The organism is Pseudomonas sp. Irchel 3H9 (genome assembly GCF_900187495.1).
Classification (GTDB): domain Bacteria; phylum Pseudomonadota; class Gammaproteobacteria; order Pseudomonadales; family Pseudomonadaceae; genus Aquipseudomonas; species Aquipseudomonas sivasensis.
Genome location: NZ_FYDK01000004.1, coordinates 593,264 through 617,307, shown reverse-complemented (window position 1 = coordinate 617,307; position 24,044 = coordinate 593,264). Strand labels below are relative to the sequence as shown.

Genomic DNA, 24,044 nt, shown 5'->3' with positions numbered 1-24,044 from the left:
TCAATTCGGTTCAGCGGTATTGCGCGAACACACCGGCGAAGGGCGCCGTCGACTCGCGCAATACGATGCTCGGCGTCACGATGCGTTGATCGATCGGCAGTTGGGGTGTTGCAATTCGTCGCAGTAAAAGCTCGGCGGCCGTCTCGCCCAGTTGCAGGATCGACTGGCCGACCGTGGTCAGGGCTGGGTACACGTAGCGGCCCATTTGAATATCATCAAATCCGATCACCGACAGCTCGCCGGGCACGCGGATATTACGCTCAGCTGCAGCACGCAATACGCCAAAGCCGATCATGTCGTTACTGGCAAAAATCGCGCTGGGCGGGTTCTGCGCCAGCAATTGCACGGCAGCAGCATAACCGCCGGTGCTGGTGAAGTCGCTTTCCCGGGTGCGATTGGGCGCAACGTCCACACCGGCCTCGCGGAGCGCGCGCTGGTATCCCGCCAGGCGCATTTGCGCGACACGGGTGTGGGCCGGGCCGCCGATACAGGCGATGTCCCGATGCCCCAGCTCAAGCAAATGCCGGGTCGCCAGGTAGGCGCCCTCTTCATGATCGATGCGCACCAGATCGACATCAATGCCGTCCAGCGCCCGGTCGACAATCACCATGGGCGTGCGCACCGCGCTCAACCCTGCGGCGAGGCCGCTGTCATCACCCCCCACCGAGGTCACGATCAAGCCGTCGATGCGCTTTTCCAACAACACCCGCAAATAGCTGCGCTGTTTTTCAGCATTGTCGTCGGAGTTGCAGAGGATCACGCAGTAGCCGTTACGCTCGCAGTAATCCTCGATGCCTCGTGCCAGCTCCGCGAAATACGGGTTGAGGCTGTTGGGTACCAGCAAACCGATGGTGGCCGTGGTCTTGGCCTTGAGCGAGCGCGCGACGGCACTGGGCACATAGTCGAGCTGCTTGATGGCCGCTTCGACCTTGACCCGTACCGGCTCACTCACTGGGCGCGTCTTGTTCACCACATGGGACACGGTGGTGTAGGAAATTCCTGCAAGCGCCGCCACATCCTTGATCGTTGCCATGGTTCAGCCCCGCCGACTAGCACGTTGGCTGCGGTACGTATCGAGAACCACTGCAATCACGATCACAGCACCGGTGATGATGCGCTTCGTGGGCTCCGTGGCGCCGATCTGTGCCAGGCCAGCGGCCAATACCGAGATAATCAACACGCCAAAGAAGGTACTGATTACCGAACCGCGCCCGCCCATAAGACTGGTGCCGCCTATCACCACCGCGGCGATCACTTGCAGCTCCAGACCGGAGCCAGCGTTCGGGTCCGCGGCTTCCAAACGCGAGATCTGGAATAACGCCGCGACACCGGCCAGCAGGCCCATGAGACTGAACACCAGAATCTTGTAAGGCTTGGGATTGATACCGGCCAGGCGCACGGCCTCTTCGTTGGTGCCGATACCGATCAGGTAACGACCGAACACGGTGCGGGTCAATACTAGCTGCGCAGCGATGATCACCAGCAAGGCAATGATGAACGACGGCGAGATACCAAACGCAATCGGGTTGGACAGCCAGGCAAACGAATCACCGATGTAGGCGGTGCGCGAACCGGTCATTTGGTACGCAACGCCCCGCGCCATTTCCAACACACCGAGGGACACGATAAACGACGGGATCCGCCAGGCCACGGTGATCGAGCCGGTGATGGTGCCGGCCAACGCGGCGCAGCCCATGCCGAGCAGAGCGGCCGGCAACACGCTCCAGCCCCACCCAAGAATCGCCACGCTGACTGCCGACGCCGCCAGGGCCAGCACCGAGCCCACCGACAAGTCGATACCGCCGATGATCAGGATGAACGTCATGCCCACCGCCAGCACCATCAGGTCCGGGATCTGGTTGGCCAGGGTGCTGAAGGTGTCATAGGACAGGAAGTGGTCACTGAGCACCGAAAACAGCGCAATCATCGCGAGCAAGGCGCCCGCTAGCCCCAGGTAGGTGCCCAGTCCGTAGAAGTTGCCGCCCGCTTTACCGGAGGTAGTTGTGGTTTTCATGGGGTATCCCTAAGCACTGCGTCATTGAGCAGCGCATCACGTTTCTGATAGCCGGCAAAGGCGGCGGCGAGCAATTCGTCCTGGGTCCAGCTGTCACGCTCAAAGGTCTCGATCAGACGCCCGGCAGACAGTACGCCGATGCGGTCGCAGATCAGCATGAGCTCACGCAGGTCGCTCGATACCACCACCAGCGCTTTGCCCTGGCGGGTCAATTCGCCGAGCAAGGCATAAATGTCGAACTTGGCACCCACATCAATTCCGCGGGTGGGTTCGTCGAACAACATCACCGAGCAGTCGCGCTCCAGCCAGCGGCCAATCACCACTTTCTGCTGATTGCCGCCGGACAGTTCCGACACCAGTTGCGCCGGGCTGGAACTGCGGATGCGCATCGCGTCGATCTGGCGCTTGGCCAACGCGGTTTCATCGCGGCTGTTTACCACGCCGCCGCCAGAGATTTCCGGCATGTTGCCCAGGGCAATATTGGCACTGATGGACTGAGTCAGCAGCAGGCCTTCACCCTTGCGATCTTCAGTGATCAGGGCGATACCATGCCCCACTGCATCCACGGGAGAGCGAATACTCACCACCTTAGCCGGTGAGCCCAGGGCCACGGTGCCGCTGTCGGCCAGATCGGCACCAAAGATAAGACGCAGCAATTCGGTACGGCCAGCGCCGATCAGGCCGGAAATGCCATAGATCTCGCCGGCACGCACTTCAAAGGACACGTCACGGACTTTGTCCGAGCGGCTCAGGCCTTTCACAGTCAGGGCCGGGCCGCCGATGCTGCGCGGCCCCAGGTCGATGTGTTCACCCAGCTCGCGCCCCACCATCAAGGTGACCAATTGCTCACTGTTGTAATTGGCCATCGGTTCGACGCAGACCAGCTTGCCGTCGCGCAATACCGCAATGCGCTGGGCAACACGGGCCAACTCTTCCAGCCGGTGCGAAATGTAAATAATCGCCACGCCCCGAGCCTGCAGGCGGGTGATTTGCTCAAACAGCATCTCGACTTCACGCGCGGTGAGCATGGCCGTGGGTTCGTCGAGGATCAGTACATGGCAGTCGCCAATCAGGTTACGGGCGATCTCAACCATTTGCTGGTGACCGATGCCCAGGCTGCCGACCAGCGTGTCAGGGTCGATGGCGTCCAGGCCGACTTGGGCCATGGCCTCGATCGCGGCTTTGCGCAGTTGCTTGCGGCTGATCCAGCCACAGTGGCTGGGCAGGTTATCCAGGAACAGGTTTTCGGCCACGGTCAGCGTCGGCAGCAGGTTGAGTTCCTGCATGACCATGCGCACGCCCAACGCTTCAGCCTGGGTACGGCTGGCAGGACAGTAATCCTGACCATTGAATTGCATGTGCCCGGTGGTCGGCGTGACCAGCCCGCCGATGATCTTGGACAGGGTGCTTTTGCCTGCGCCATTCTCGCCGGTCAGCGCCAGCACTTCCCCACGGTTGAGCGTGAGGGTGATGTCGGACAGAACCGGTTGGGCATAGGTCTTACCGATACCGCTGACCGAGAGGACAGCGTTCGGGGCGGAAGATGACATAGGAAAATCTCCAGGCGCCCGCTCAGGACGAGCGGGCGCTGTTGGGTGCCGCCAGAATTACTTCTTGAGGACGAGTTCGACCGGGGTTTCGATCACGCCGTCTTTGGCATCGACTTTCTCACCCTTGACCAGCTTAAGGGCGTTCTGGATACCGAATACCGCTTGCTGGGCAGCTGCCTGGTCGGCGGTAGCCAGTACGCGGCCGTCCTGCAACATCGGCTTGATCGCTTCGATATTGTCGTAACCCACGACCATTACCTTGCCCGCCTTGCCTGCCGCACGCACCGCGGAGACAGCGCCCAGGGCCATATTATCGTTACCGGCCAGCAAGGCCTTGAGGTCCGGGTATTCGCTCAGCATGGCCGAGGCGACTTTCTGGCCCTGGTCGATTTCCCAGTTGCCGGATTGAGTGGAAACGATCTTCATACCGGCAGCGTCCATCGCATCTTTGTAGCCGGCGGTGCGCTGCTGCGCGTTGGTGGTAGTCGGTACGCCTTCGATGATGCCGACCTTGTCACCTGCTGCCAGTTGCTTGGCCAGGTAGTCGCCCACGAGCTTGGAGCCCTTGCGGTTGTCGGGGCCAACGAAGGGAATATCGAGATTTTTGCTTTTCAGTACACCGGGGTCCAGGCGGTTGTCGATGTTGACGACCTTGATGCCGGCGTCGGAGGCTTTCTTCAGTACGGTGACCAGTGCCTTGGAGTCAGCAGGCGCGATGACGATGGCGTTAACCTTGGCGAGGATCATTTGGTTGACGATATCGATCTGCGCGCTGGTATCAGTTTCGTTCTTGATGCCGTTGGTGATCATGTCGAAATCGGCGGCATGGTCTTTCTGGTAAGCCTTGGCGCCGTCCTGCATGGTGACGAAGAATTCATTGGCGAGAGATTTCATCACCAGGCCGACCTTGGGTTTGGCGGCGGCGTCGTCAGCAAAGGCAGAGGACAGAGGTAAAGCGGCGGATGCGGCAGCAAGCACAGCGACAGCAAGAAGACGTCCAGCGAATGGCAGCTTCATGGGTTCACTCCGATCTTATGATTATTGTAAGCAACGCTTGCACCGAAGAGTCCTTCGGCAGCCATCCCACACGGGTGGCTGATACGATCTTTCAGAGCACTCAGGGAGCACCGTGTGAAACATCTCGCAAACGTTTGCGTTAATCAAACTATGAGAACCTTGTCGAGATTTGTCAACGGTAGAACACAGCCTTTCATCTAAGGCCTCTAGCCTCTGTCCTCCCGTCCGGCGAAAGGACGTTATTAAACATTCCCCCCAACGCTTCGTTCTCTGAAACGACAGACCTCTTCATGCGACTCAGTATTTCCCGATGATCATCTTCGGACAACCGAACGCAATCATGCAGCGTGTTCGGAAAGCCGGACAGACGCATTGCGTGACCCGCCATAAGAACGACAATTATTGTTATAAATCAGCTAGTTAATTTATATCCAAGAACTTAATCAGCCTGGTACAAATCCTGCTCCTACCCAGCACCTCGTGGCATTCAGAACCGCCCGGGCGCTCTAGATGAACCTGCTACAGCACTCATCAAAAACCAGAGAGAAAAACAATGAAATCTGCACTGAAGAACTTTGTTCCGGGCGCGTTAGCCCTTCTGCTGCTGTTCCCTGTTGCCGCTCAGGCAAAGGAAGTTGAATCCAAGACCAAACTGGCCAACGTGGTAATTCTCGCCACCGGTGGCACCATTGCCGGCGCTGGCGCCAGTGCGGCCAACAGCGCTACCTACCAGGCGGCCAAAGTCGGTATCGAGCAATTGATCGCCGGTGTTCCTGAACTTAGCCAGATTGCCAATGTGCGTGGCGAGCAAGTGATGCAAATTGCATCCGAAAGCATCAACAACGAAAACCTGCTGCAACTGGGTCGGCGCGTCGCCGAACTGGCTGACAACAAAGACGTGGATGGCATCGTGATCACCCACGGTACCGACACCCTGGAAGAGACCGCCTACTTCCTGAACCTGGTGGAAAAAACTGACAAGCCAATCGTGGTAGTTGGTTCCATGCGCCCAGGCACCGCCATGTCGGCCGACGGCATGCTCAACCTCTACAACGCCGTGGCTGTAGCCGGCAGCAAGGACGCGCGCGGTAAAGGGGTGCTGGTGACCATGAACGACGAGATCCAATCGGGTCGCGACGTAAGCAAGATGATCAATATCAAGACCGAAGCCTTCAAGAGCCCATGGGGCCCAATGGGCATGGTGGTTGAAGGCAAATCCTACTGGTTCCGCCTGCCTGCCAAGCGCCATACCATGGATTCGGAATTCGACATCAAGAACATCAAAAGCCTGCCGGACGTCGAAATCGCCTACGGCTACGGCAACGTAAGCGACACAGCCTACAAAGCCCTGGCCCAGGCTGGTGCCAAAGCAATCATCCACGCGGGTACTGGCAATGGCTCGGTATCTTCCAAAGTGGTGCCTGCCCTGGTGGAACTGCGCAAGCAAGGCGTGCAGATCATTCGCTCCTCCCACGTGAATGCCGGCGGCATGGTGTTGCGTAACGCTGAACAGCCTGACGACAAATACGACTGGGTTGCTGCCCTCGACCTGAACCCGCAGAAAGCGCGGATTCTGGCAATGGTTGCCCTGACCAAGACCCAAGACAGCAAAGAGCTTCAACGGATTTTCTGGGAATATTGATCCCTGACTGAACCCTGTATGTGGCGAGGGAGCTTGCTCCCGCTCATGTACGCAGCGCCCGAAAGCTTCTTTTGGGGCCGCTTCGCGGACCAGCGGGAACAACTTCCCTCGCCACAACAACCTACCTATCCCTCTCCCCCCGCCCTACACCCAACCCCCTAACTCGCCGCCAGACGAATCTCTTAAATTTTAAGCAGTTGCGAAATTGCCCACACTTAAATACTGTATGCACGTACAGCCTATTAAGGAATGCTCCGTGGCAAAGTCATCTTCCGCAGTACCTACCCCGCCCGATGCCTACACACGCCTGGCCATTCGCGTGCAAAAAATCATCAACTCCACCAATGCCCAAAAAGCCAAGGCAGCCCTGATCTTCCGCTTGCCGGAGGAACCAGAGGACGATTGGCAGCGCTTGTTGGAGGAGATTGCGGAGAACGACAACGTCACCCTAGCCTACCGGGATGACGGTGGCGTGCAGATTTTCTGGGTTGTGCCGAAGGAAGATTGATTGAATGAGTGCCCGTTTTATTGCTGTGTGTTGCCTGTTTTTTGCCGTTACCGCTCACGCTCAGGCGCCCCGAACCTTCAGTGAAGCCAAAAAAGTTGCCTGGACACTCTACGCCCCGCAATCCACCGAGTTCTATTGCGGCTGCAAGTACAGCGGCAACCGCGTTGACTTGAAAGCCTGCGGATATATCCCACGCAAAAACGCCAACCGCGCCGCACGCATCGAGTGGGAACACATTGTTCCGGCCTGGCAGATCGGACACCAGCGCCAGTGCTGGCAGAATGGCGGGCGCAAGAACTGCACGCGCCATGATGACGTGTTCAAGCGTGCCGAAGCAGACCTGCACAATTTGGTGCCGAGTATCGGCGAGGTCAATGGAGACCGAAGCAACTTCAGCTTTGGCTGGCTGCCAGTGCAACGCGGGCAGTACGGTTCATGCCTGACCCAAGTGGATTTCAAGGCCAAGAAGGTGATGCCGCGACCTTCCGTACGCGGGATGATCGCGCGAACCTACTTCTACATGAGCAAACAATACGGCTTGCGCCTGTCGAAACAGGATCGTCAGTTGTACGAAGCCTGGAACAAAACCTACCCGGTCCAAGCCTGGGAGCGCCAGCGTAACCAGACGGTGGCGTGTGTGATGGGGCGTGGCAATGAGTTTGTCGGCCCGGTCAACCTGAAAGCCTGCGGTTGAAGATGGGCGGCACTGCCGCCCAATCGGCCCGTTACTGCGCAGGCTGGTGTTCGATGATCTCAGACACCGTGTCGGTTTTCTTGGCACGAGCCATCTTTTCGTTAAGCAGGGTCTGCTTTGCCTCGGCTTCGACCTTAGTTGCGAACGGGCCCAACAGCACTTCGTCCTTGCCGTCGACCTTCACGATATAAAAATTGAAACCATGTTCGAGCAACCAGGCGGTCAGGTCGGTGATCGCCTGCAGTTTGTGGTCCGGCGGACCTACTCGCAGGTCCCACTCCTGGGCGGCAATCGCGCCGGTTTGTGGCTGGCTTTCGGTCACGGCAGGCTTGGCCTTGGGGGCGTCGACGCGTTTGCCTTCACCGCAACCGGCCAGTGCCAACACCGCAATTGCCATCGCTACTTTACGCACTGCCCTGCTCCTCTAAGGATAAAGAGGCAACTTTATCATTCACTGTCTATTCTGGCCGTCATAAACGTTGGCTTAAACAATGCGAATGATGTATCCCAGACCTGTATGATGCCGCCATGGGAATTAATGTCGCCTCTATGCGTCCTAAAAGAGGCAGTCACAGGGAAGCGCTTAGCAGTAAGCTACACACATCCGACACCTGCCCTGTCTGAAACATGTGTCCTAAAAGCAATCAAGGAGAAGTCCATGCTTATACTCACCCGCAAAGTCGGTGAAAGCATAAACATCGGTGATGACATCACGATCACCATCCTGGGCGTCAGCGGCCAGCAAGTAAGAATCGGCATCAACGCCCCCAAGGATGTTGCCGTGCATCGCGAGGAGATCTACCAGCGCATCCAGGCCGGCCTGACCGCTCCGGATAAAAACCAGACGCCTTGAGGCGCACTCAGTAGCCAGCCCTTTCGTTCATGTAACGGCTGGCGAAAGCCTATTGGACTGTTCTTGGGCTGAATGAGTGATCAGCGTCGTCCAAAGTCCATGCGCCCCAAAGATGAAATTATCCTCGCGTCTGGAACTTGTTCCACTATCCAAAGCCGAATCTCCTGACTGACATACTTCCATCCGTGTGGACTCAGGAGCACGTCGATGAGGCCTATTACCGCGCAGCCATTTTTTTCCAGATCCTGGATGATTGCCCTGCTGATTGGGCTGGCCTTTGTGGGCGTAGAATATGGCCTGCGGCTGGAAGTCGAAGGTTCGGACCCCGCCTATCCTAAGTCCTGGTTTGATTTGGCACTGCTGCTGTGTGCGTACCTGTTCATGTTCTGCCTCAAGCCTATCCAGAAGGCATTGCAGCGTCAGCTGTGCCGGCGGGCAGAAAATAAAACTGGCGGCTGACCAAGCGAACCAAGCCGAGACCGGATACGGACTCGGCTTTTTTGTGTCAGTCCACTGCGCTCTGCAGGTACAACAAGCCATCAGCGCTGCGATGCACCTGCAACTGTTCATACCCTTCAATCGATGGATGCTCCGTGGGCATGGGCTTGAGGTGCGTCGATGTTACGACCAGCACATCCGCACCCGCCGCCTCCCCCGCACGAATCCCCACCGTCGCATCCTCAAACACCAGACAATCCTGCACCGGCACGCCCAGGCGTTGCGCACCCAGCTCATAACAGGCGGGGTTCGGTTTGCCGATGGCCACATCCTCGGCCGTTACCAACACCGCCGGTGGCGCGATACCCGCTGCCTGCAACCGACGCAATGCCAACGCCTTCGGCGCAGAGGTGACCAATGCCCACTGATCACCAGGCACGCTATTGAGAAACTCGACGGCACCGGGAATCGCCACGACGCCTTCCACATCGTTGATTTCAGCCTCGGTAATCCACTGCGCTTCAACTTGCGGGTCGACGCCTGGCAATGCCTGGCGCGTGATAGTGTCAATCGCCCGCGCACCATGAATGGTGGTCAGGAAGGCCGCCACGTCCAGCCCATGGCGTTCAGCCCAGATGCCCCACACTCGTTCGGCAGCGGCAATGGAGTTGAGCAGGGTTCCATCCATATCGAACAGGAAGGCGCGGTAAGGGCGGGCTGATACAGCTGAACCTCGGATAGACACTGCGGGGTTTCCTCGTAAGCTGAAACGAATAATCGGCCCGATGCAATCTACGGATCACCCACTGGGTTGTAAACGCTGACACCCCAACAGCCAGCCAATCATTACGAATTTGTCATCATCCTGTTGGCTGGCTGTTTGAAGTACGGGGTTACCGTGAGCGCACTGGCACGACTCAACTACCCAGTGCAGGCCATGGCCTGCGCCAGTGACAATTGATCGAGCTACACTGGCGCCACGTATTGAATCAAGGCATTTCACATGAACATCCTCGTTGTCGAAGACGAACCCAAGGCCGGTAATTACCTCCTCAACGGTCTGCAGGAACTGGGCTACTCCGTAAGCCTGGCACGGGACGGCGTGGACGGCCTGCACCAAGCACTGGAAACGCCGTTCGACGTGATCGTGCTGGATGTGATGATGCCGAAAATGGACGGCTGGGAAGTACTGCGCCGCCTGCGTAAAGACTCCGACACCCCAGTGCTTTTTCTGACAGCTCGCGACGATATTGCCGATCGCATCAAGGGCCTGGAGCTGGGTGCCGATGATTACCTGATCAAGCCCTTCTCTTTCGCCGAGCTGGTAGCACGCTTACGTACCCTGACCCGTCGCGGCCCGATCAGGGAAGAAGAACACCTGCAAATCGCAGATTTGCACATCGACGTACTGAAACGCCGCGTCACTCGCGCCGGTACACGCATCACCCTGACCAATAAGGAGTTCGCACTGTTGCACCTGTTCGCCACCCATCAGGACCAAGTGCTGTCGCGCTCGCTGATCGCCTCGCGGGTATGGGACATGAACTTCGACAGCGACACCAACGTGGTGGACGTGGCCGTACGGCGCCTGCGCCTGAAAATCGACGACCCGTTCACGCTCAAGTTGATCCACAGCGTGCGGGGCATTGGCTACCGTTTCGATACCCAACCATGACCCACCGTCGCCATTATTCCCTGACACTGCGCCTGGCCCTGATCTTCGCCCTGCTCGCCTTTGCACTGCTCGCTACCGTCGGCGTGGCGCTGTACCGCGAGTTGGAGCGCGAGCTGATCCGCCGCGACGATGTGCAATTGATTTCCCGCGTGGATCAACTACGCAACCTGCTTAACGACAGCAACACACTGGACTTGATCAAGACCAAGCCGGAACTGTTCCAGAATATGTTGGGCAACCGCGAATCGGTGCTGAGCATCGCCGCACCCGGCCAAAAACCGCTGCTGCTGGTAAACCCCGCCAACATCGATCTGCCAGCAGTCGAGCCGGTCCCCAAAGGCCACATCCTCACGCTGAGCGATGTGCAGCATCTGCCGGGCGTAAATGGCGTGCCCTTTTCCACCTTGGCCGCATCCATAGATTCCGGCGACCTGGGGAGCCTGCAAGTCACCAGCGGGCGCCTGATGACCGAGCGTACCGCCATGCTCGCCAGCTATCGGTTGAGCGTGTACGTCCTGGCGAGCATCGCCGCGATCTTCCTCGCACTGGTGGGCTACCTGTTGGTGCATCGCGGCCTGCTACCGTTACGTCGACTGGCCCGACACGCTCAAGGGATCGGCGTCGGCAACCTGGCCGAACGCATCGACGGCCAGGGAGTACCAAAAGAACTGCTGCCGATGATCGAGTCGTTCAACACCATGCTTGAGCGCCTGGCCAAGGGTTTTGCGCAACTAGGCCAAGTATCCACCGACATGGCCCACGAACTGCGCACGCCGATCAACAACCTGCTGGGGGAAACCCAGGTTGCCCTGCAACAGAACCGCAGCATCGAAAGTTATCAGCAGCTCTTGGCCTCCAATGTCGAAGAGCTTGAGCGCCTGGCGCGAATGCTCGACAACATGCTGTTCTTGGCCCGCACCGACCCGGCCAGCGCCCTGCGCCAGCGCCAGGCACTCAGCGCCGCCGATGAAGTGGCCCGCATCGCCGATTACTTTGAAGGTTTGGCAGGCGATGCGGACATCAGCATTCGTGCCGAGGGTGAAGGCGTGATCTGGGCCGAACCGATGCTGCTGCGCAGGGCCCTGGCGAACCTGTGCGCCAACGCCATCAAATACGGCGCACCGGGTTCCGAGTTGTTGATCCAGGCGATTGCAGACGCCGAGGGCATCCACCTGCGAGTCAGCAACCAGGGGGAAACCATCCCTGCCGTGCATTTATCGCGACTGTTTGAGCGGTTCTATCGGGTGGATGAATCAAGGGAACGTTCGGCCCAGTCCAATGGCCTGGGCCTGTCGATTGTGGCGACCATCATGCAGTTGCATCACGGCCGGTACAGCGTCAGCAGCAAGGACGGCGTGACCTGTTTCGAACTGTTTTTCCCTGGCCGCGAGGCGTAAACAATCGCCTCTTGCCGCCACCGGCAAGCCGAAGTGTCATCCCTGGGGCGGCGTCAACTGACCTGACCGCCCACTTCCACCACGTCTACCGGCGTGTTCCACGCCGTAGCTACTGCGACGCGCAACCCATCGACCAAGCTCGACAGCGCCATCAATGGCTGGTTGGGAACGTGAATAAAACCACTGCGAACATCCGTGCCCGCAAGCACGTGCTGCAAACGGTAGAACACCTGATTGCAGACAAACGTGCCCGCCGTCTGGGACACCGCCGCGGCTATCCCCGCCCCACGCACCGCCTTGACCATGGCCTTGATCGGTAGCGTCGAAAAATAGGCCGCCGGGCCATCCACGACAACTGCCGTATCGATGGGCTGATACCCCAGGTTGTCGGGGATACGCGCGTCGTTGATATTGATCGCCACCCGCTCGATGGAAATCTCGCCGCGCCCCGGCGCCAGACCAGTGGCGATAACCATGACCGGACGCAGTTCATTGATGAGTTGCACCAGACACTCGGGGGCGGTGGTGAACGCACAGGGCAGCCGACGCGCAACAATCTGCACATCCTCGGCGAGCTGCACGCCGTCCAATTGGCGTGCGGCCTCCCAGGACGGATTAACCGAATCTTGATCAAAGGGCTCAAAGCCCGTCAGCAGTACGGTACGCATACAAGACCTCACATCAACAGGTAGAGCAGCACAATATTGACCACCAGCATCATCAGCGCCGTCGGCAACTGGGCCTTGATCACTGCGTTCTTGTCCGGCAATTCCAGCAACGCCGCCGGCACGATGTTGAAGTTGGCGGCCATTGGCGTCATCAGGGTCCCGCAGTAACCGGAGAACATGCCGATGGCGGCCATCACTGCCGGGTTGCCGCCGTAAATGCCCACTAACACCGGCACACCGACGCCGCCAGTCATCACCGGGAAAGCGGCGAAGCCATTGCCCATGATCACCGTAAACAGTGCCATGCCCAACACATACACCATCACCGCGACCAACTTGAAATCCAGGTTGATATAAGTGGTGGTGACGTGGGCGACAGCCGTGCCGACGCCCGCTTCATTGAACAGCAGCCCGAGCATCGCCAGCATCTGCGGCAACACCATGGCCCAGCCCAGGGCTTCGGTGAGGCGGCGTGATTCGCGCAATGCCTGCACCGGCGTATCGCGGGTCAGCCAGCAGGCCAGGCCGAGAGCGATCAGACAGCCGATACCGAGAGACACGAAGGTGGTGTTTTTCGGATCCAGCAACGGTATACCGCCGATCTCGGTGTGCTTGAGCAATACCGAGCCGATTACCGTGGTCAGGGGAATGGCCAGCGCCGGTATAAACAGCTTGTGGCCCAGGCGGCCAGCACTGGCGCGCGAGGCCTTGTCGTGCAGCTCGACATGGGTGCCACGCCCCACGCCGCCGAACCCTGCTATCAATGCCATCACCACCACACCCGCCCCGATCACCACCGATGGCAGGCGCTCGCCCACCAGAAACGGTATGGCAAACAGCAGCCAGAACAAGGCGCTGGACCAGCGCTTGGGATGGGTTCGGTCCAACAGAATCATGCCTGCGGTGATCAGCAACAACACACCAGCCAGCCAGTAGAGGTATTGAATGGAAATAATCATTGGGAGGCCCCTGCCGGCGTGGCGACGGGAGTCATCTCACGCGTCAATCGTCGATCAAACCGATGCAAGCGGATCGCGTGGATGATGAAGGCGCAGATCGCCGTCGGGATACCCCACACCGCGATGTGCAGCGGCTCGACATCAATCCCAGAGCCCAGCAGGAACGTGTGCATCAATGCAATGGCGCCAAACGCAACGAAAATGTCTTCGCCAAAAAACAGCCCGACGTTGTCCGTCGCCGCGCACATGGCCAGCACTCTATGCCGCAACTTGTCCGGCAGCTTGCCGTAGCGCTTTTCCGCCGCACCTTCGGCCATCGGTGCCAACAGCGGGCGCACCATCTGCGGGTGCCCGCCCAGACTGGTCAAGCCCATGGCGGCGGTGGATTCACGCACGAACAGATAGATGATCAGCAGACGCCCAACAGTGGCACGCTCAAACCGTGCAATCCAGTTCTGCGCATGCAAGCGCAAGCCATGGCGCTCCAGCAAGCCGATGACGGCCAGGGGCAACAACAGGATCAATTGCAGGGCGCGGGTCTGAAGGAAGCCATCACCCATGGTGGCGAGGATTTTTTCCAGCGGGAAGTGGGCAGCAAGCCCGGTGGCAATAGCCGCAGCGGTGACCACCAACAGCGGATTGAAACGTAAAACAAAGCCAACCACGATCACAAGTACGCCGATCAACGGCCATAAGTTCACAACAGTTTGCATGGCGGAGAGGTCCTTAAGTGCGCGCTGCGGCGCCATTACAGCAGGATGTGAACAAAGGGTTCACAGCAGGAAGTGGCGTGCAGTCGGCTCGGTTTTTTTATTGTTGACCCGTCAGGGCGAGCGTCAGTGGCAGCAACTGTGCTGCCTGAAAGCGGAAGGTGTCCAACAAGAAAAATTGTTGCTGCGAACCAATAAATTTTGTCGGCGACTGGAGCCCACACCGTTAACAACCTGTAGACAGTCGGCGACAGATTCGCGCATCGTGGCGCCGCGTGCTTATGGCGCCTTCATTACAACTTTAATTATGGAACGGCTGAGACCGTCGCCAAGCAGCCATCCCTCATCCAACAAGGGGAAATACCGGTGACCTCATCCACAGCCGACACCGGCCTCAGCACGCAAACCCGCCTGATCGCCCTGGTGGTCGCCGTGACTTTTTTTATGGAGAACCTCGACGCCACGGTGATCGCCACCGCGCTGCCAACCATGGCCGCGTCATTCGGCGTGACGCCGGTCGACATGAACATTGGCATCACCGCCTACATTCTTGCCGTGGCGATCTTCATTCCGCTGTCCAGCTGGATCGCCGACCGCTACGGTGCACGCCGGGTATTTGCTGGCGCGATCATTGTTTTCACCCTCGCCTCGCTGCTCTGCGGGCTCAGCCAAAGCCTCGAAATGTTCGTATTTGCCCGCGTCCTGCAAGGCATCGGTGGCGCACTGATGGTGCCGGTCGGGCGTCTAGCGGTGCTGCGCAATACCGATAAAAAAGACTTGGTGAAGATGGTCGCAGTGATTACCTGGCCTGGCTTGGTGGCGCCGATTCTTGGGCCGCTGGCGGGTGGACTGATCGTGACTCATGCATCGTGGCCATGGATCTTCTACGTGAACCTTCCATTGGGCGCCCTGGCCTTAGTCGCGGCACTGTGGCTGGTACCGGAAGGCCGCGAGGCGGATGTGCGCAAGTTCGATACGAAGGGTTTTTTACTGCTGGCAGGCGCCTGCGTGGCCCTCTTGGGCGGGCTGGAATGGCTGGGCAGCCAGGCAGGCGAAATGCTCATCCCGGGCGCAGCGCTGGTTGCGGCAGGTTTACTGCTGACGGTATGGGCCGTGCGCCATTGTCGGCACTACAGCGCTCCCCTGTTGCCGCTCGATACACTGTCCATCAACACCTTCCGCGTGAGCATCTACGGCGGCTCACTGTTTCGCCTTGCCATCAGCGCCCTGCCTTTCCTGCTGCCCCTGCTGTTTCAGGTGGCATTTGGCCTGTCGCCAGTGGACGCGGGGCTGTTGGTACTTGCGGTGTTTGCCGGCAACCTGGCGATGAAACCCTTCACCACCGCCATCATGCAACGCTACGGCTTTCGCAGAGTGTTGCTGGTCAATGGGGTAATCGGCGTGGTGTCCATAATGGCGTGCGCGCTGTTCACGGCACAGACGCCGTTTTCGCTGATTGCGGCCGTGTTGTTTGTGGGCGGGCTGTCACGTTCAATGCAGTTCACTTGTTACAACTCGATTGGCTTCGCAGATGTGCCCAAAGCACGCATGAGCGAAGCGTCGGCGCTGTTCAGCCTGTCATTCCAACTGGCCATGGGCATGGGCGTGACGATGGCTGCGCTGTTGTTGCGCGCTTCCATGACCGTGCAAGGCCATGAGGTTCAGGCGCAGTCGGGGGATTTCCACGTGGCGTTCATCGGGGTGGCGTTGCTGGGGATGTGGGCGCTGGTGGATGTGTATCGATTGCCCAAGGGTGCAGGAGAAAGTGTGCTGAACCGCGGATAAAAACGGCGGTTCAACACACTTTTCTTCGATCAGGCGGTGGTGCTGACCATCGAACCGGACGCGCTGCCCCCCTCATCCGTGACGGCCTGCAATAGCGCCGAAGTTGCCGTCTGCAATGCGGCAGCAGTGCCTGCAATTTGCGTTTGAGCCGCGGCTATAGCGGCAGCCTTGGCGTCTGCGCTCTGGCTACTGGACTGAGCCTTCTGAAGGGCCTGCTGCTGTTCTTGAAGCTGCTGCTGCAACTGCTCGATCTGTTTTTTCAACTCTTTGACCCGATCGGACTCCTGCGAGCTCGATGAGGCCTGGCCGCCGCCCGCGCCGGCCGCACCTTTAGTTTCACCGCTCGCGCCAGCGGAGGAACTGCTGGCGGTACGTGTACTTTCGGTGGTGGCGGTATCCGTCGACGTGACAGTGCTTGGAGTGCTTGCTACGGAAACGGTAGTGCTAATGTTGATAAGCATGCCAAATGTCCGACGTTCAGAAATTTGAGAATGCATCGGCCTGCCAGGCAATTACTTTAGACAAGCGTTGCACGTTTAGTCGCAGCAGCAAAAAAAAGCCCAACACAATGTTGGGCTTTTACTGGTCACGCCAATGCGATCACTGGCGAGGAATCCGAACAAGGATCTGCTTGCCCTTTTCCTCGATGGTGATGTCGATCTCATTTCCGTTATCGAGCAAGGCGCTCGCACGATAGAGACCACTTTTAATCTCGTCGTCAATCGTCACGGCAACGCACGATGACGTTTGGTAAAACTGCTTATGAATGATGTCGGTGACAATTGGGCATGCCGCTTCTTCGATAGCGGACTGGCCACCGAACATTCCCAGCACGACCGATACAACGAACGCCGCCACCCAACCGTAAAAATAGTGCTTTTCCTGCTTCAAAAGCGCCGCTCGCTTCCAAAGATAAACAGGAACAATCAACGCCCACCAGCTTTGTGGCGCGGCATGACCGGCTGCTTTCAAACGCTTTTCGTCGACAACACACAGGGCTACGTTGAAGATCACAAAAACCCACCAAATACTCATACCGGAAAAGTATTCGATCAACCCACCCGCCAACTGGACGCCCGCCAACGCCCATACAAATCGGTTGTCTATTTCTGTTGCTGCAAGAGGTGGCGGGCCCGAGGGGCGTGGAATGCTTTGGGCCAAGTCAGTGTCTTTCAGAGCGACCCAATCGCCCTCGCCCGGCCATACTTTTGTTTGCGCGCTGATAGTGTTCGAACTCAAGAAACCTTGCATTTGCTCAAACGTAAAAGGTCCCTGTCGCGAACCGCTCAGCGCGTAATACCACTCTACACCCGACATTTTGCTTCTCCCTGTTTTAACATCACCCACCCAAAAAGATGGCACTACGACAGTATCGACACCCCGTCAAAGATCTTGAGATTTCAGCTGTAGAAAGTGAACGCGCAAGGGCTGGCATTGCAAAAAAGGAATCCAAGCCCGAACTGGCTGGATTGGCACGGATGAGGGAATGAAGAAGACTATCTAGTGAGAGGCAGGCAACGAAATGATACTTTTCAAATCGCAGACAACAAAAAAGGGCCCACCTTTCGGTGAGCCCTTCTAGACCGCCCAGCAGAGCGGATTTTGTTTGGTAGGCGCGATTGGACTCGAACCAACGACCCCCACCATGTCAATGTCTGCTTGCGCAAGCTGCAAGCCCTGCTGCTCTTGGATTTCACAGAACGCCCATTCACATTATGAGGCGTCAAAAATGGCCAATATTCGCTTACTTCCGTCCGGCAACTGGAACGCTCAGGTACGGGTAAAGGGTAAATCAGCCCAGTCGAAAACCTTCGCCACCAAAGCCGAAGCTCAGTCGTGGGCCAATCAGCTTGAAGCCGTGACGATGGATCGCAAGCACCACACCATCTATACGTTGGGCATGACCTACTGCGAAACCATGCTCAAGGGGAAAGGAAGCTACGACCACGCACTGAAAATCGTTGAGCATTTGGGCAGACACTTCACGCAACCCATTCACGAAATCACCCCGCAGATGATCAACGACTTCAAGATCATGCGATTAAAGAAGGTGAAGCCGTCCACGTGCAGAACTCAGCTCGCATTTATGTCGAGGTTCTACCGATTCGCCAAACGCGGTTTATTGATCGACATTCATAACCCTGTAAGTGATATCGCACTTCCAAAGCCAGACCGGTCTTCAGACAAGGTGATCCGGGCAAGTGAGCTTGAGCGATTGCTGGAAAAGCTCTCTCCCACTATGAAGCTCATTGTTGAATTGGCATACGAAACAGCCATGAGACGGTCCGAAATTCTGAAGTTGACGAAAGACTGCATACACCTCAAAGACCGTATAGCCGATGTGATCGACGGAAAGAACGGCACACGATCCGTTCCCCTCACCCACCGAGCTGTAGAAATTCTTGAACTCGCCCAGCTATGGGCCACTGTGGAGCGTCACCCCAACAACCTGATCTTCACTGTCACTCCACACGCTGTAACTCAAGCGGTGCGACTGGCACGTGTTAAGGCTGGATTGGATAGCAGTGTCAGGCTACATCAGCTCAGGCACACCAGAATTACTAACGTCGCGAAGAAGGGTTTCAACAACGCACAGATAATGATCGTCTCAGGACACAGGGATACGCGATCAGTTGCTCGCTACTCCCACCTGAATGTCAGGGACGTGTTGCACCTAATCGACTGATCAAACTAGAGGGGTAGCCACGATGAATTAGGAATTGGCTGCCCCGCCCCATCCAAATGGTTTAGCCGCCTCCCATTCAAAGCAATGGTCGAAGCACTGGGACATCTTTCGCTTCCAAGCACATAACAACAACTAATAGCAACATAATAGTTGACATTACTTTTAAATGCTGTATAATCTTTCGCCTGCTTCAGTGAGCAGACAGACAATCTGGAAACCTCCACGCGACCACCGATCCAAATTGGTGCCTTGTAAGGAGGTTTTTTTGCGTCTGCGATTTACCAAAACCAATTGGCAGCACCCCGAGAGGAATTGCCTATGAATTGAACTTAAAGAAGGAGAAATTAAGATGGCCAGTATCGCCCCCAATAAAGTGATCCACACCGCTGTATCCGCTCCGGGAGCGGGCAAGACTCAGGCACTCATTAGCCAAATTCCGTCTCTGCTTTCTGCGGGACGCTCCATTGCTCTAGCACTCCCCACCCTCGACCTCACCGATAGCTTTGTTAGCCGTTTACCAGCTGGCCTGCCTTACCGTGTCATCAACTCCACCACCTGTGATCACGTTGGTACGGAGCTGACAGCCGTTTTGAAGAAGAAGGCAAACCATCTGATTATCACGACACACCAGAGCGTCTTAGCGGTACGACCAAGTTTGCTCCAAGGCTGGATGCTAGTCATCGACGAACTACCGCCCGTGGTTGATTTTCCAGCGTACCCATTCGAACCATCGGAGCTCGCTCAACTGCTTGTGAACGCAGTGGAGCGGGATGGACGTCTACATATACGGGACGGTTGTGCAGGTGCGATTGAAACATCATTGGCGACCTTCAAGGCTGTATCAGCAGGAGCTGAACGCACTTCGATGTTGAGCAAAGATGGGGCTCGTATCTACGAATGCCTGAAGGATGGGCATCCAGTATTCATTGATTCCGAGATACCCAATGGAAACCGGTATGTTCGATCAGTAGTCGAGTCCAACTGCTGGGACACCTTCGCTGCGGCGGAAGAGGTGCACGTTCTTGCAGCCAGTGTAATTGGAAGTCAGTTCGATGATTTTGCTCAGGTGCATGGCGTCACATACGCAAGGTCGGATTTCACGCCAGCGTTTGACGGCTACACCTCTGCTGTCAAGATCTACCCTGTCATGCCGAAGGGGCGTAACTACAGCAAATCCGCTGTAACAATGACTGCACATGATGGAAGCACTACTGAGCAGCAGAAGCAGGGAGAGCCTCTGGTGATTGATGACATTCTGAAGGCCGCTCTCCAACGGTCTATTGGAACTCCGCTGCTGTTCAGCAACAACTGGGCAAGCTTCAGATGGCTACCAAAGGGAACCGTGAATCGCTGCTCAATCGACAGTCGAGGCTTGAACGAGTATCAGGGCGAAACTGATGCGGTTCTTCTGTTTGGTGGAAACCCATCGCCATCCGATCAGCTCGCGCTGGAGTTTCTAACAACAAAGTATGGTCGTGTATTTCGTCAAGGATTCATCGTCACTAGATTTTTGGAACCTAGTTTGCAGGCAGCGACTCGGACAGCAGTACGAGACAAAGACAATACCAAGCCGATACAGCTATTTGTGCAGGACGGGCGAGTAGCTGAGTATCTTGTCTCCACATACATGCCAGATGCAGTGATCGATTGGAGCTTGTCTGAACTATGTCCAGTGGGTGAGGACCGTAGAACGACTCAGGACCCACGTAGACCTAAGGTTTACGAGCTGTTTGCACAAGGTAAAAAGAACGCTGAAATTTACCGCCTCACCGGCGTCCATCGGAACACTCTTCTTAGCTGGAGAAAGGAGTGGCACTTCGCTCAGGCTGCTTGACACTAGTAACCTTGTAGATTCAACAGCGTACGCTGACAATTCTGCACATTGATCCTAAGAATCTTATTAGGAAAGATGTGCAGTTTCACAAGTTCTCCTCCCAAAGCTCAATCTTTGGGCATTGAATATTTCTGGGCTAGCTAGCCCAGTGAGGCATTAGAGATAGGTAGAGAAAAGGATGGGGATAGACCCCATCAAACAAAGACATTACATCCAGAAGTACGCATTCAGAGTGATACTCTGAAATCAGATCAAAAGCATGGTGGGCTTCGCTTTCCCACCTCTGTAAAGCATTCGCCTCCGGCTCACTTGCTGACACTGGTTGTATGGTTAGTGAAATTTAATTGATTGACATACTGATGTGATCAGCAGTGATGCGTAAGCGAATAAGGTGTTGACGTTGCTTCTATGTGGTAACACGGGAACATTCTCTGAGAACATTCAGGTCGAGAGAACAAAGTGAACCAAGCATCAGACATCAACATCACACCGTTGACGGTGGCGTGATTGCCAATCATGATTGATAGAGAGTGAATTGTCTGTAAATAGATAAATATGTTCACCCTTAAACAATACACTCGTTAAACAATCAGCCTCGATCATCTACGACCAAAACCAAACACATCATAATCATCTGCATGCTTTCCTGAAGCCCAACATTGCATGTCATTGCGAATAAATCCAGATTACACTTTCACATTTTAAAATAATAAAAAAAGGTTGCATTTAGTTGAAACTGTATTGACTTATTTCAACTAGCTTGATATAATGGTAGATATATAGGAGAGAGCCAAACACCATCCTAATCACCACTCCCTCATGGTGCTACTGCTAGGTTATTCAGCCATTTCTCGACAGTATGTTGGCAACTCTCCTCCACTAAATTAAAAAGGTCATCCTCAACAGGTTGGCCTTTTTTATTGGCCATTCGGCAACATATGCAACCATTCAACCAACCACCTTACCAATATCAAGGAGGCACATTTATGCGCATTAAAAATTGTTTGAGCTGTAACAAAGAAATGATTAACAAACGGTCCCATATCAAAACATGCAGTTCAACTTGCAGGGTCCGCATTTGGCGATCTAGTCAAAAACAACACATTCCTTTGAAGTTACTTTTCACAGTTCAGCACTTTGAAAGCTTGCGGCTTGTAGCGAACAATCTTGGATTGACTGTTGATGCGCTTGTGATGAGTCGTGCACTTGGGACATCACCGTCCAGCAGCTGATAACAGCTGTAATTACACCTACTTCCATTGTAAATCAAAGGAACTTAAATCAACGAAAATAAGGAAATACCATTGAGCAATTACCTCGTACTGCACACGCCATCACAACTGATCAAAGCTGTTATCACAACATCTAATATACCCACACCAGATCAACATCACACCTTCCATGCTGCATCAAGCACTGTACTGGATAAGTACTATCGGTTGAAGTCAAAGGCTAATCGTAATGGGACTCTGGTGTCCGCTGGTGAGCTCGCAGCCATTAGCCCCTCGTTCCTGAGTTCACTGGTCGAAACCGGATAAAAATGGCGCCCCCTAGCTAGGGTACAGGGTACCTGTTTTACCTCGCCTACAAGCTACATAAACTGGGCATGTAAAGTACTAAATTAACCATATGCCAGCCTATTTCTACAATTAACTCTTCAAAAGGAAAAACCCACAATGAACATAGTGAACTTACTCACTACGTACGACCTTGAACGTCTCTTGGCGATTCAGCAAATTAAACATTACATTTACGTCAAGCAGACAGCAGCCGCGATGGGTAATAAAACAGAATACCGTCGTGCCACTGACATCATCGACCAACTGACAACAGAACATGGTGTTTCAGCACTGCACCTAGCTCAAGAGGAATACAAATGACAACTGAAGAGAACCAAGCACAAGCACTTGAACGAAAGATTGCACGACTATTAAATATTGCTAACGAGCGCACAAGAGTTGACGCAAAGAGAGAAGAGAGAAGAGAGAAGAGAGAAGAGAGAAGAGAGAAGAGAGAAGAGAGAAGAACAGCAAGGCAAGCAGAAGCACTTGTTCAAAAACAAGCAAAAGAACATGTACAAGCAATGTTGAAAACATCCTGATCTGAAGCGTCAAGCACAGTTGCAACCAAGTCAAGTAACGCAACAACCAGAACAACCAAAGCAATTGACTAATCGCTTTGAAGAGCCAATTGCCGAGGTTAACAAACTACTCGCTAGCATTCCCGGTGGTAAGCCCATTACCAAGATGCACAAGGCAACTACCAGCGATGAGGTCACAAAGCCAAAGCTATCGAACGATGAACAATATCGCATTGACATCTTAACCAAGATGAAAGCACGTATCTCACAACAAACGAGGAAGTAAATATGACCAATACCACTACCGACATCAAGACAGATAAGATTACCGTATATGGCGTTCCACCAAAGTGGGATGATGCAGAGTTTGAAAGCCGTGTAGCAGGCTGGATTCATGTGTATCACAACACTACGCAATCAATGACGTATGTCACAGCACCATTGTCGTATGATTTCTTGGAACTGGTATCAGCAAAGACTGCTGAAGGCCACCGTATTGCACGCAACCAACTTATCAGCTTTGAAGCACTCAAATACGGTTGCTGGATGATCAAGCCAGAAGCAATGCAGGCTCAGGACATTGCTGAAATTCGAGTGAATGAGAAGACCAAGTATGTTGAGTTACTTGAATCTGAGCGTGCTCGTTACCAAGACTTGGTGCGTCGACAACTCATCCAGTCTGCCGAACTGAAAGAACAAAAGAAAATTGAGGACGCGAAAGCAAAACGACTGGCTGAAATCGATAAAGAAGTTAATGAATTGTTCAAGCCTTTAGATATTCCAGCATAACAACCAAATACACGATGCAAGCTCCTACAAGCCTTTCTGAGAACTTTTACAATGTCACCAACATATCACCACCCTTATCAGCCTCTGTTGCGCTAACCGCGTCACAGGGGCTTTTTCACATCTGCAATATAGTCACCATTTGCAACAGGATTAAATCAGGTGATGAATCACGGATCACAACAGGATCATCCTGGACGTTCATGTGACAACTTATTGTGCAAACAACTGCTCCAGCCCGCATTTTTACAGGTGTCTGAGCAATTCAGGTTAAGCATTCCCGTAACATTCTCTGCAATTTCATCACAGGTGAAAGCAAAACAGGTGAAAACGAGAGGAAAACGAGTCACCAGCCAACGCTGGATGATCATCCATCAAAGACCTTTGCACAAACGGCGTAGCAATGCCGTCACAGGGTGTTGGCGCTAACCATGACCGGTTTGTCGATCTCACGACAAGTGCCGATATACGTCATTTAGCAACGTCTAAGCTACGATCTTTGTTCACCCGTCAAGGACTACAGCCATGTCAGAACAGAACGAAGCCATAGCCAACGCCCTAGGGCTGCTGGTGATCAGTCAGAACGGCATTGGTGCTGCTATCGAAGAACTCGCCAAGTGGGTGGCTGAACGTGGCTCTGTGGATGTGGCAGACAACGCCGTGTCAGCTTTGCAAGTCCTCGACTCAAACGCCGAAGGGATCGCCAGTGCGATCAGACTTCTTCGTCAAGAACGACTATAACAAACCT

Annotated in this window: 25 protein-coding genes; 14 read left to right on the top strand and 11 right to left on the bottom strand. The window is 55.3% G+C overall.

The genetic code is table 11. The features are described 5' to 3' along the window. Positions 1 to 10: 10 nt before the first annotated feature. From CKW32_RS18050 to CKW32_RS18035, 4 genes are read right to left on the bottom strand one after another with little or no spacing between them, the layout of a single operon-like run. On the bottom strand, positions 11 to 1,033 hold the full coding sequence (locus CKW32_RS18050) for a LacI family DNA-binding transcriptional regulator (protein ID WP_095185577.1): 1,023 nt from the start codon (positions 1,031 to 1,033) through the stop codon (positions 11 to 13). Between the two features lie 3 nt (positions 1,034 to 1,036). Beyond that, positions 1,037 to 2,014 (bottom strand): ABC transporter permease, encoded by a 978-nt coding sequence (locus CKW32_RS18045; protein ID WP_032886985.1) that lies wholly within the window; start codon positions 2,012 to 2,014, stop codon positions 1,037 to 1,039. Beyond that, positions 2,011 to 3,564, bottom strand: coding sequence for a sugar ABC transporter ATP-binding protein (locus tag CKW32_RS18040; protein WP_095185576.1), 1,554 nt, complete (start codon positions 3,562 to 3,564; stop codon positions 2,011 to 2,013). The genes CKW32_RS18045 and CKW32_RS18040 overlap by 4 nt, the downstream gene beginning before the upstream one ends. A gap of 57 nt (positions 3,565 to 3,621) precedes the next feature. Further along, positions 3,622 to 4,581 carry a sugar ABC transporter substrate-binding protein gene (locus tag CKW32_RS18035; protein ID WP_032886989.1) on the bottom strand — a complete coding sequence of 320 codons (960 nt, stop codon included), beginning with the start codon at positions 4,579 to 4,581 and terminating at the stop codon, positions 3,622 to 3,624. A 553-nt stretch (positions 4,582 to 5,134) separates the two neighbouring features. On the opposite strand from CKW32_RS18035, the gene CKW32_RS18030 reads away from it, so the two are divergent. The 3 genes from CKW32_RS18030 to CKW32_RS18020 all read left to right on the top strand — a co-directional run bounded on the left by CKW32_RS18030 (position 5,135) and on the right by CKW32_RS18020 (position 7,425). Continuing rightward, on the top strand, positions 5,135 to 6,223 hold the full coding sequence (locus tag CKW32_RS18030; protein ID WP_032886990.1) for an asparaginase: 1,089 nt from the start codon (positions 5,135 to 5,137) through the stop codon (positions 6,221 to 6,223). A 256-nt stretch (positions 6,224 to 6,479) separates the two neighbouring features. Further along, a complete protein-coding gene (locus CKW32_RS18025) occupies positions 6,480 to 6,731 on the top strand; it encodes a DUF1654 domain-containing protein (RefSeq protein ID WP_095185575.1) in 252 nt (83 codons plus the stop codon). Between the two features lie 4 nt (positions 6,732 to 6,735). Beyond that, entirely contained in the window at positions 6,736 to 7,425 is a 690-nt protein-coding gene (locus CKW32_RS18020; RefSeq protein ID WP_095185574.1) for an endonuclease, read from the top strand. A 31-nt stretch (positions 7,426 to 7,456) separates the two neighbouring features. On the opposite strand, the gene CKW32_RS18015 is transcribed toward CKW32_RS18020, so the two are convergent. Further along, entirely contained in the window at positions 7,457 to 7,822 is a 366-nt protein-coding gene (locus tag CKW32_RS18015) for a penicillin-binding protein activator LpoB (RefSeq protein ID WP_095185573.1), read from the bottom strand. A 261-nt stretch (positions 7,823 to 8,083) separates the two neighbouring features. Here CKW32_RS18015 and csrA point away from each other — a divergent pair, with 261 nt between their 5' ends. Beyond that, positions 8,084 to 8,278 carry a carbon storage regulator CsrA gene (csrA, locus tag CKW32_RS18010; protein ID WP_003192511.1) on the top strand — a complete coding sequence of 65 codons (195 nt, stop codon included), beginning with the start codon at positions 8,084 to 8,086 and terminating at the stop codon, positions 8,276 to 8,278. 207 nt (positions 8,279 to 8,485) lie between these two features. Continuing rightward, positions 8,486 to 8,737, top strand: coding sequence for a hypothetical protein (locus tag CKW32_RS18005; RefSeq protein WP_032886995.1), 252 nt, complete (start codon positions 8,486 to 8,488; stop codon positions 8,735 to 8,737). Positions 8,738 to 8,783: 46 nt separating this feature from the next. Here the strand turns inward: CKW32_RS18005 and CKW32_RS18000 are convergent, their stop codons facing one another. Continuing rightward, complete coding sequence (locus CKW32_RS18000; protein WP_095185572.1) at positions 8,784 to 9,461, bottom strand: HAD-IA family hydrolase; 678 nt, start codon at positions 9,459 to 9,461, stop codon at positions 8,784 to 8,786. Between the two features lie 258 nt (positions 9,462 to 9,719). On the opposite strand from CKW32_RS18000, the gene CKW32_RS17995 reads away from it, so the two are divergent. Beyond that, positions 9,720 to 10,391, top strand: coding sequence for a heavy metal response regulator transcription factor (locus tag CKW32_RS17995; protein ID WP_032886997.1), 672 nt, complete (start codon positions 9,720 to 9,722; stop codon positions 10,389 to 10,391). Continuing rightward, entirely contained in the window at positions 10,388 to 11,788 is a 1,401-nt protein-coding gene (locus CKW32_RS17990; protein WP_095185571.1) for a heavy metal sensor histidine kinase, read from the top strand. Before CKW32_RS17995 ends, CKW32_RS17990 begins: the two co-directional genes overlap by 4 nt. A gap of 53 nt (positions 11,789 to 11,841) precedes the next feature. Here the strand turns inward: CKW32_RS17990 and pcp are convergent, their stop codons facing one another. Genes pcp through CKW32_RS17975 form a run of 3 tightly spaced genes read right to left on the bottom strand, consistent with a single transcriptional unit; the run spans position 11,842 to position 14,128 of the window. Next, the gene (gene pcp / locus CKW32_RS17985; RefSeq protein WP_032886999.1) at positions 11,842 to 12,456 is read right to left on the bottom strand and encodes a pyroglutamyl-peptidase I; all 615 of its coding nucleotides are present in this window, start codon (positions 12,454 to 12,456) and stop codon (positions 11,842 to 11,844) included. A gap of 8 nt (positions 12,457 to 12,464) precedes the next feature. Further along, on the bottom strand, positions 12,465 to 13,415 hold the full coding sequence (locus CKW32_RS17980) for a DUF979 domain-containing protein (protein ID WP_032887000.1): 951 nt from the start codon (positions 13,413 to 13,415) through the stop codon (positions 12,465 to 12,467). Next, positions 13,412 to 14,128, bottom strand: a complete 717-nt coding sequence (locus CKW32_RS17975; protein ID WP_095185570.1) for a DUF969 domain-containing protein — start codon at positions 14,126 to 14,128, stop codon at positions 13,412 to 13,414. Before CKW32_RS17975 ends, CKW32_RS17980 begins: the two co-directional genes overlap by 4 nt. A 357-nt stretch (positions 14,129 to 14,485) precedes the next feature. Between CKW32_RS17975 and CKW32_RS17970 the strand changes: the two genes are divergently transcribed. Then, positions 14,486 to 15,910, top strand: coding sequence for an MFS transporter (locus CKW32_RS17970; protein WP_095185569.1), 1,425 nt, complete (start codon positions 14,486 to 14,488; stop codon positions 15,908 to 15,910). 29 nt (positions 15,911 to 15,939) lie between these two features. Here CKW32_RS17970 and CKW32_RS17965 read toward each other — a convergent pair whose 3' ends face one another. Further along, positions 15,940 to 16,371 (bottom strand): hypothetical protein, encoded by a 432-nt coding sequence (locus tag CKW32_RS17965; RefSeq protein ID WP_095185568.1) that lies wholly within the window; start codon positions 16,369 to 16,371, stop codon positions 15,940 to 15,942. A gap of 139 nt (positions 16,372 to 16,510) precedes the next feature. Continuing rightward, positions 16,511 to 17,227, bottom strand: coding sequence for a DUF4339 domain-containing protein (locus CKW32_RS17960; protein WP_050442833.1), 717 nt, complete (start codon positions 17,225 to 17,227; stop codon positions 16,511 to 16,513). A 412-nt stretch (positions 17,228 to 17,639) separates the two neighbouring features. Between CKW32_RS17960 and CKW32_RS17955 the strand changes: the two genes are divergently transcribed. From CKW32_RS17955 to CKW32_RS17935, 6 genes are all read left to right on the top strand, one after another. Further along, positions 17,640 to 18,596, top strand: a complete 957-nt coding sequence (locus CKW32_RS17955; RefSeq protein ID WP_095185567.1) for a site-specific integrase — start codon at positions 17,640 to 17,642, stop codon at positions 18,594 to 18,596. Between the two features lie 349 nt (positions 18,597 to 18,945). After that, entirely contained in the window at positions 18,946 to 20,430 is a 1,485-nt protein-coding gene (locus CKW32_RS17950) for a hypothetical protein (protein ID WP_095185566.1), read from the top strand. Positions 20,431 to 22,106: 1,676 nt separating this feature from the next. Then, positions 22,107 to 22,310 carry a hypothetical protein gene (locus CKW32_RS17945; protein ID WP_095185565.1) on the top strand — a complete coding sequence of 68 codons (204 nt, stop codon included), beginning with the start codon at positions 22,107 to 22,109 and terminating at the stop codon, positions 22,308 to 22,310. Continuing rightward, positions 22,307 to 22,531, top strand: a complete 225-nt coding sequence (locus CKW32_RS28135) for a hypothetical protein (protein WP_143499397.1) — start codon at positions 22,307 to 22,309, stop codon at positions 22,529 to 22,531. Before CKW32_RS17945 ends, CKW32_RS28135 begins: the two co-directional genes overlap by 4 nt. A 267-nt stretch (positions 22,532 to 22,798) precedes the next feature. Continuing rightward, positions 22,799 to 23,299: a hypothetical protein gene (locus CKW32_RS17940; RefSeq protein WP_095185564.1), complete on the top strand. Its 501-nt coding sequence runs from the start codon at positions 22,799 to 22,801 to the stop codon at positions 23,297 to 23,299. A 522-nt stretch (positions 23,300 to 23,821) separates the two neighbouring features. Beyond that, entirely contained in the window at positions 23,822 to 24,037 is a 216-nt protein-coding gene (locus CKW32_RS17935; RefSeq protein ID WP_095185563.1) for a hypothetical protein, read from the top strand. Positions 24,038 to 24,044 lie beyond the last annotated feature (7 nt).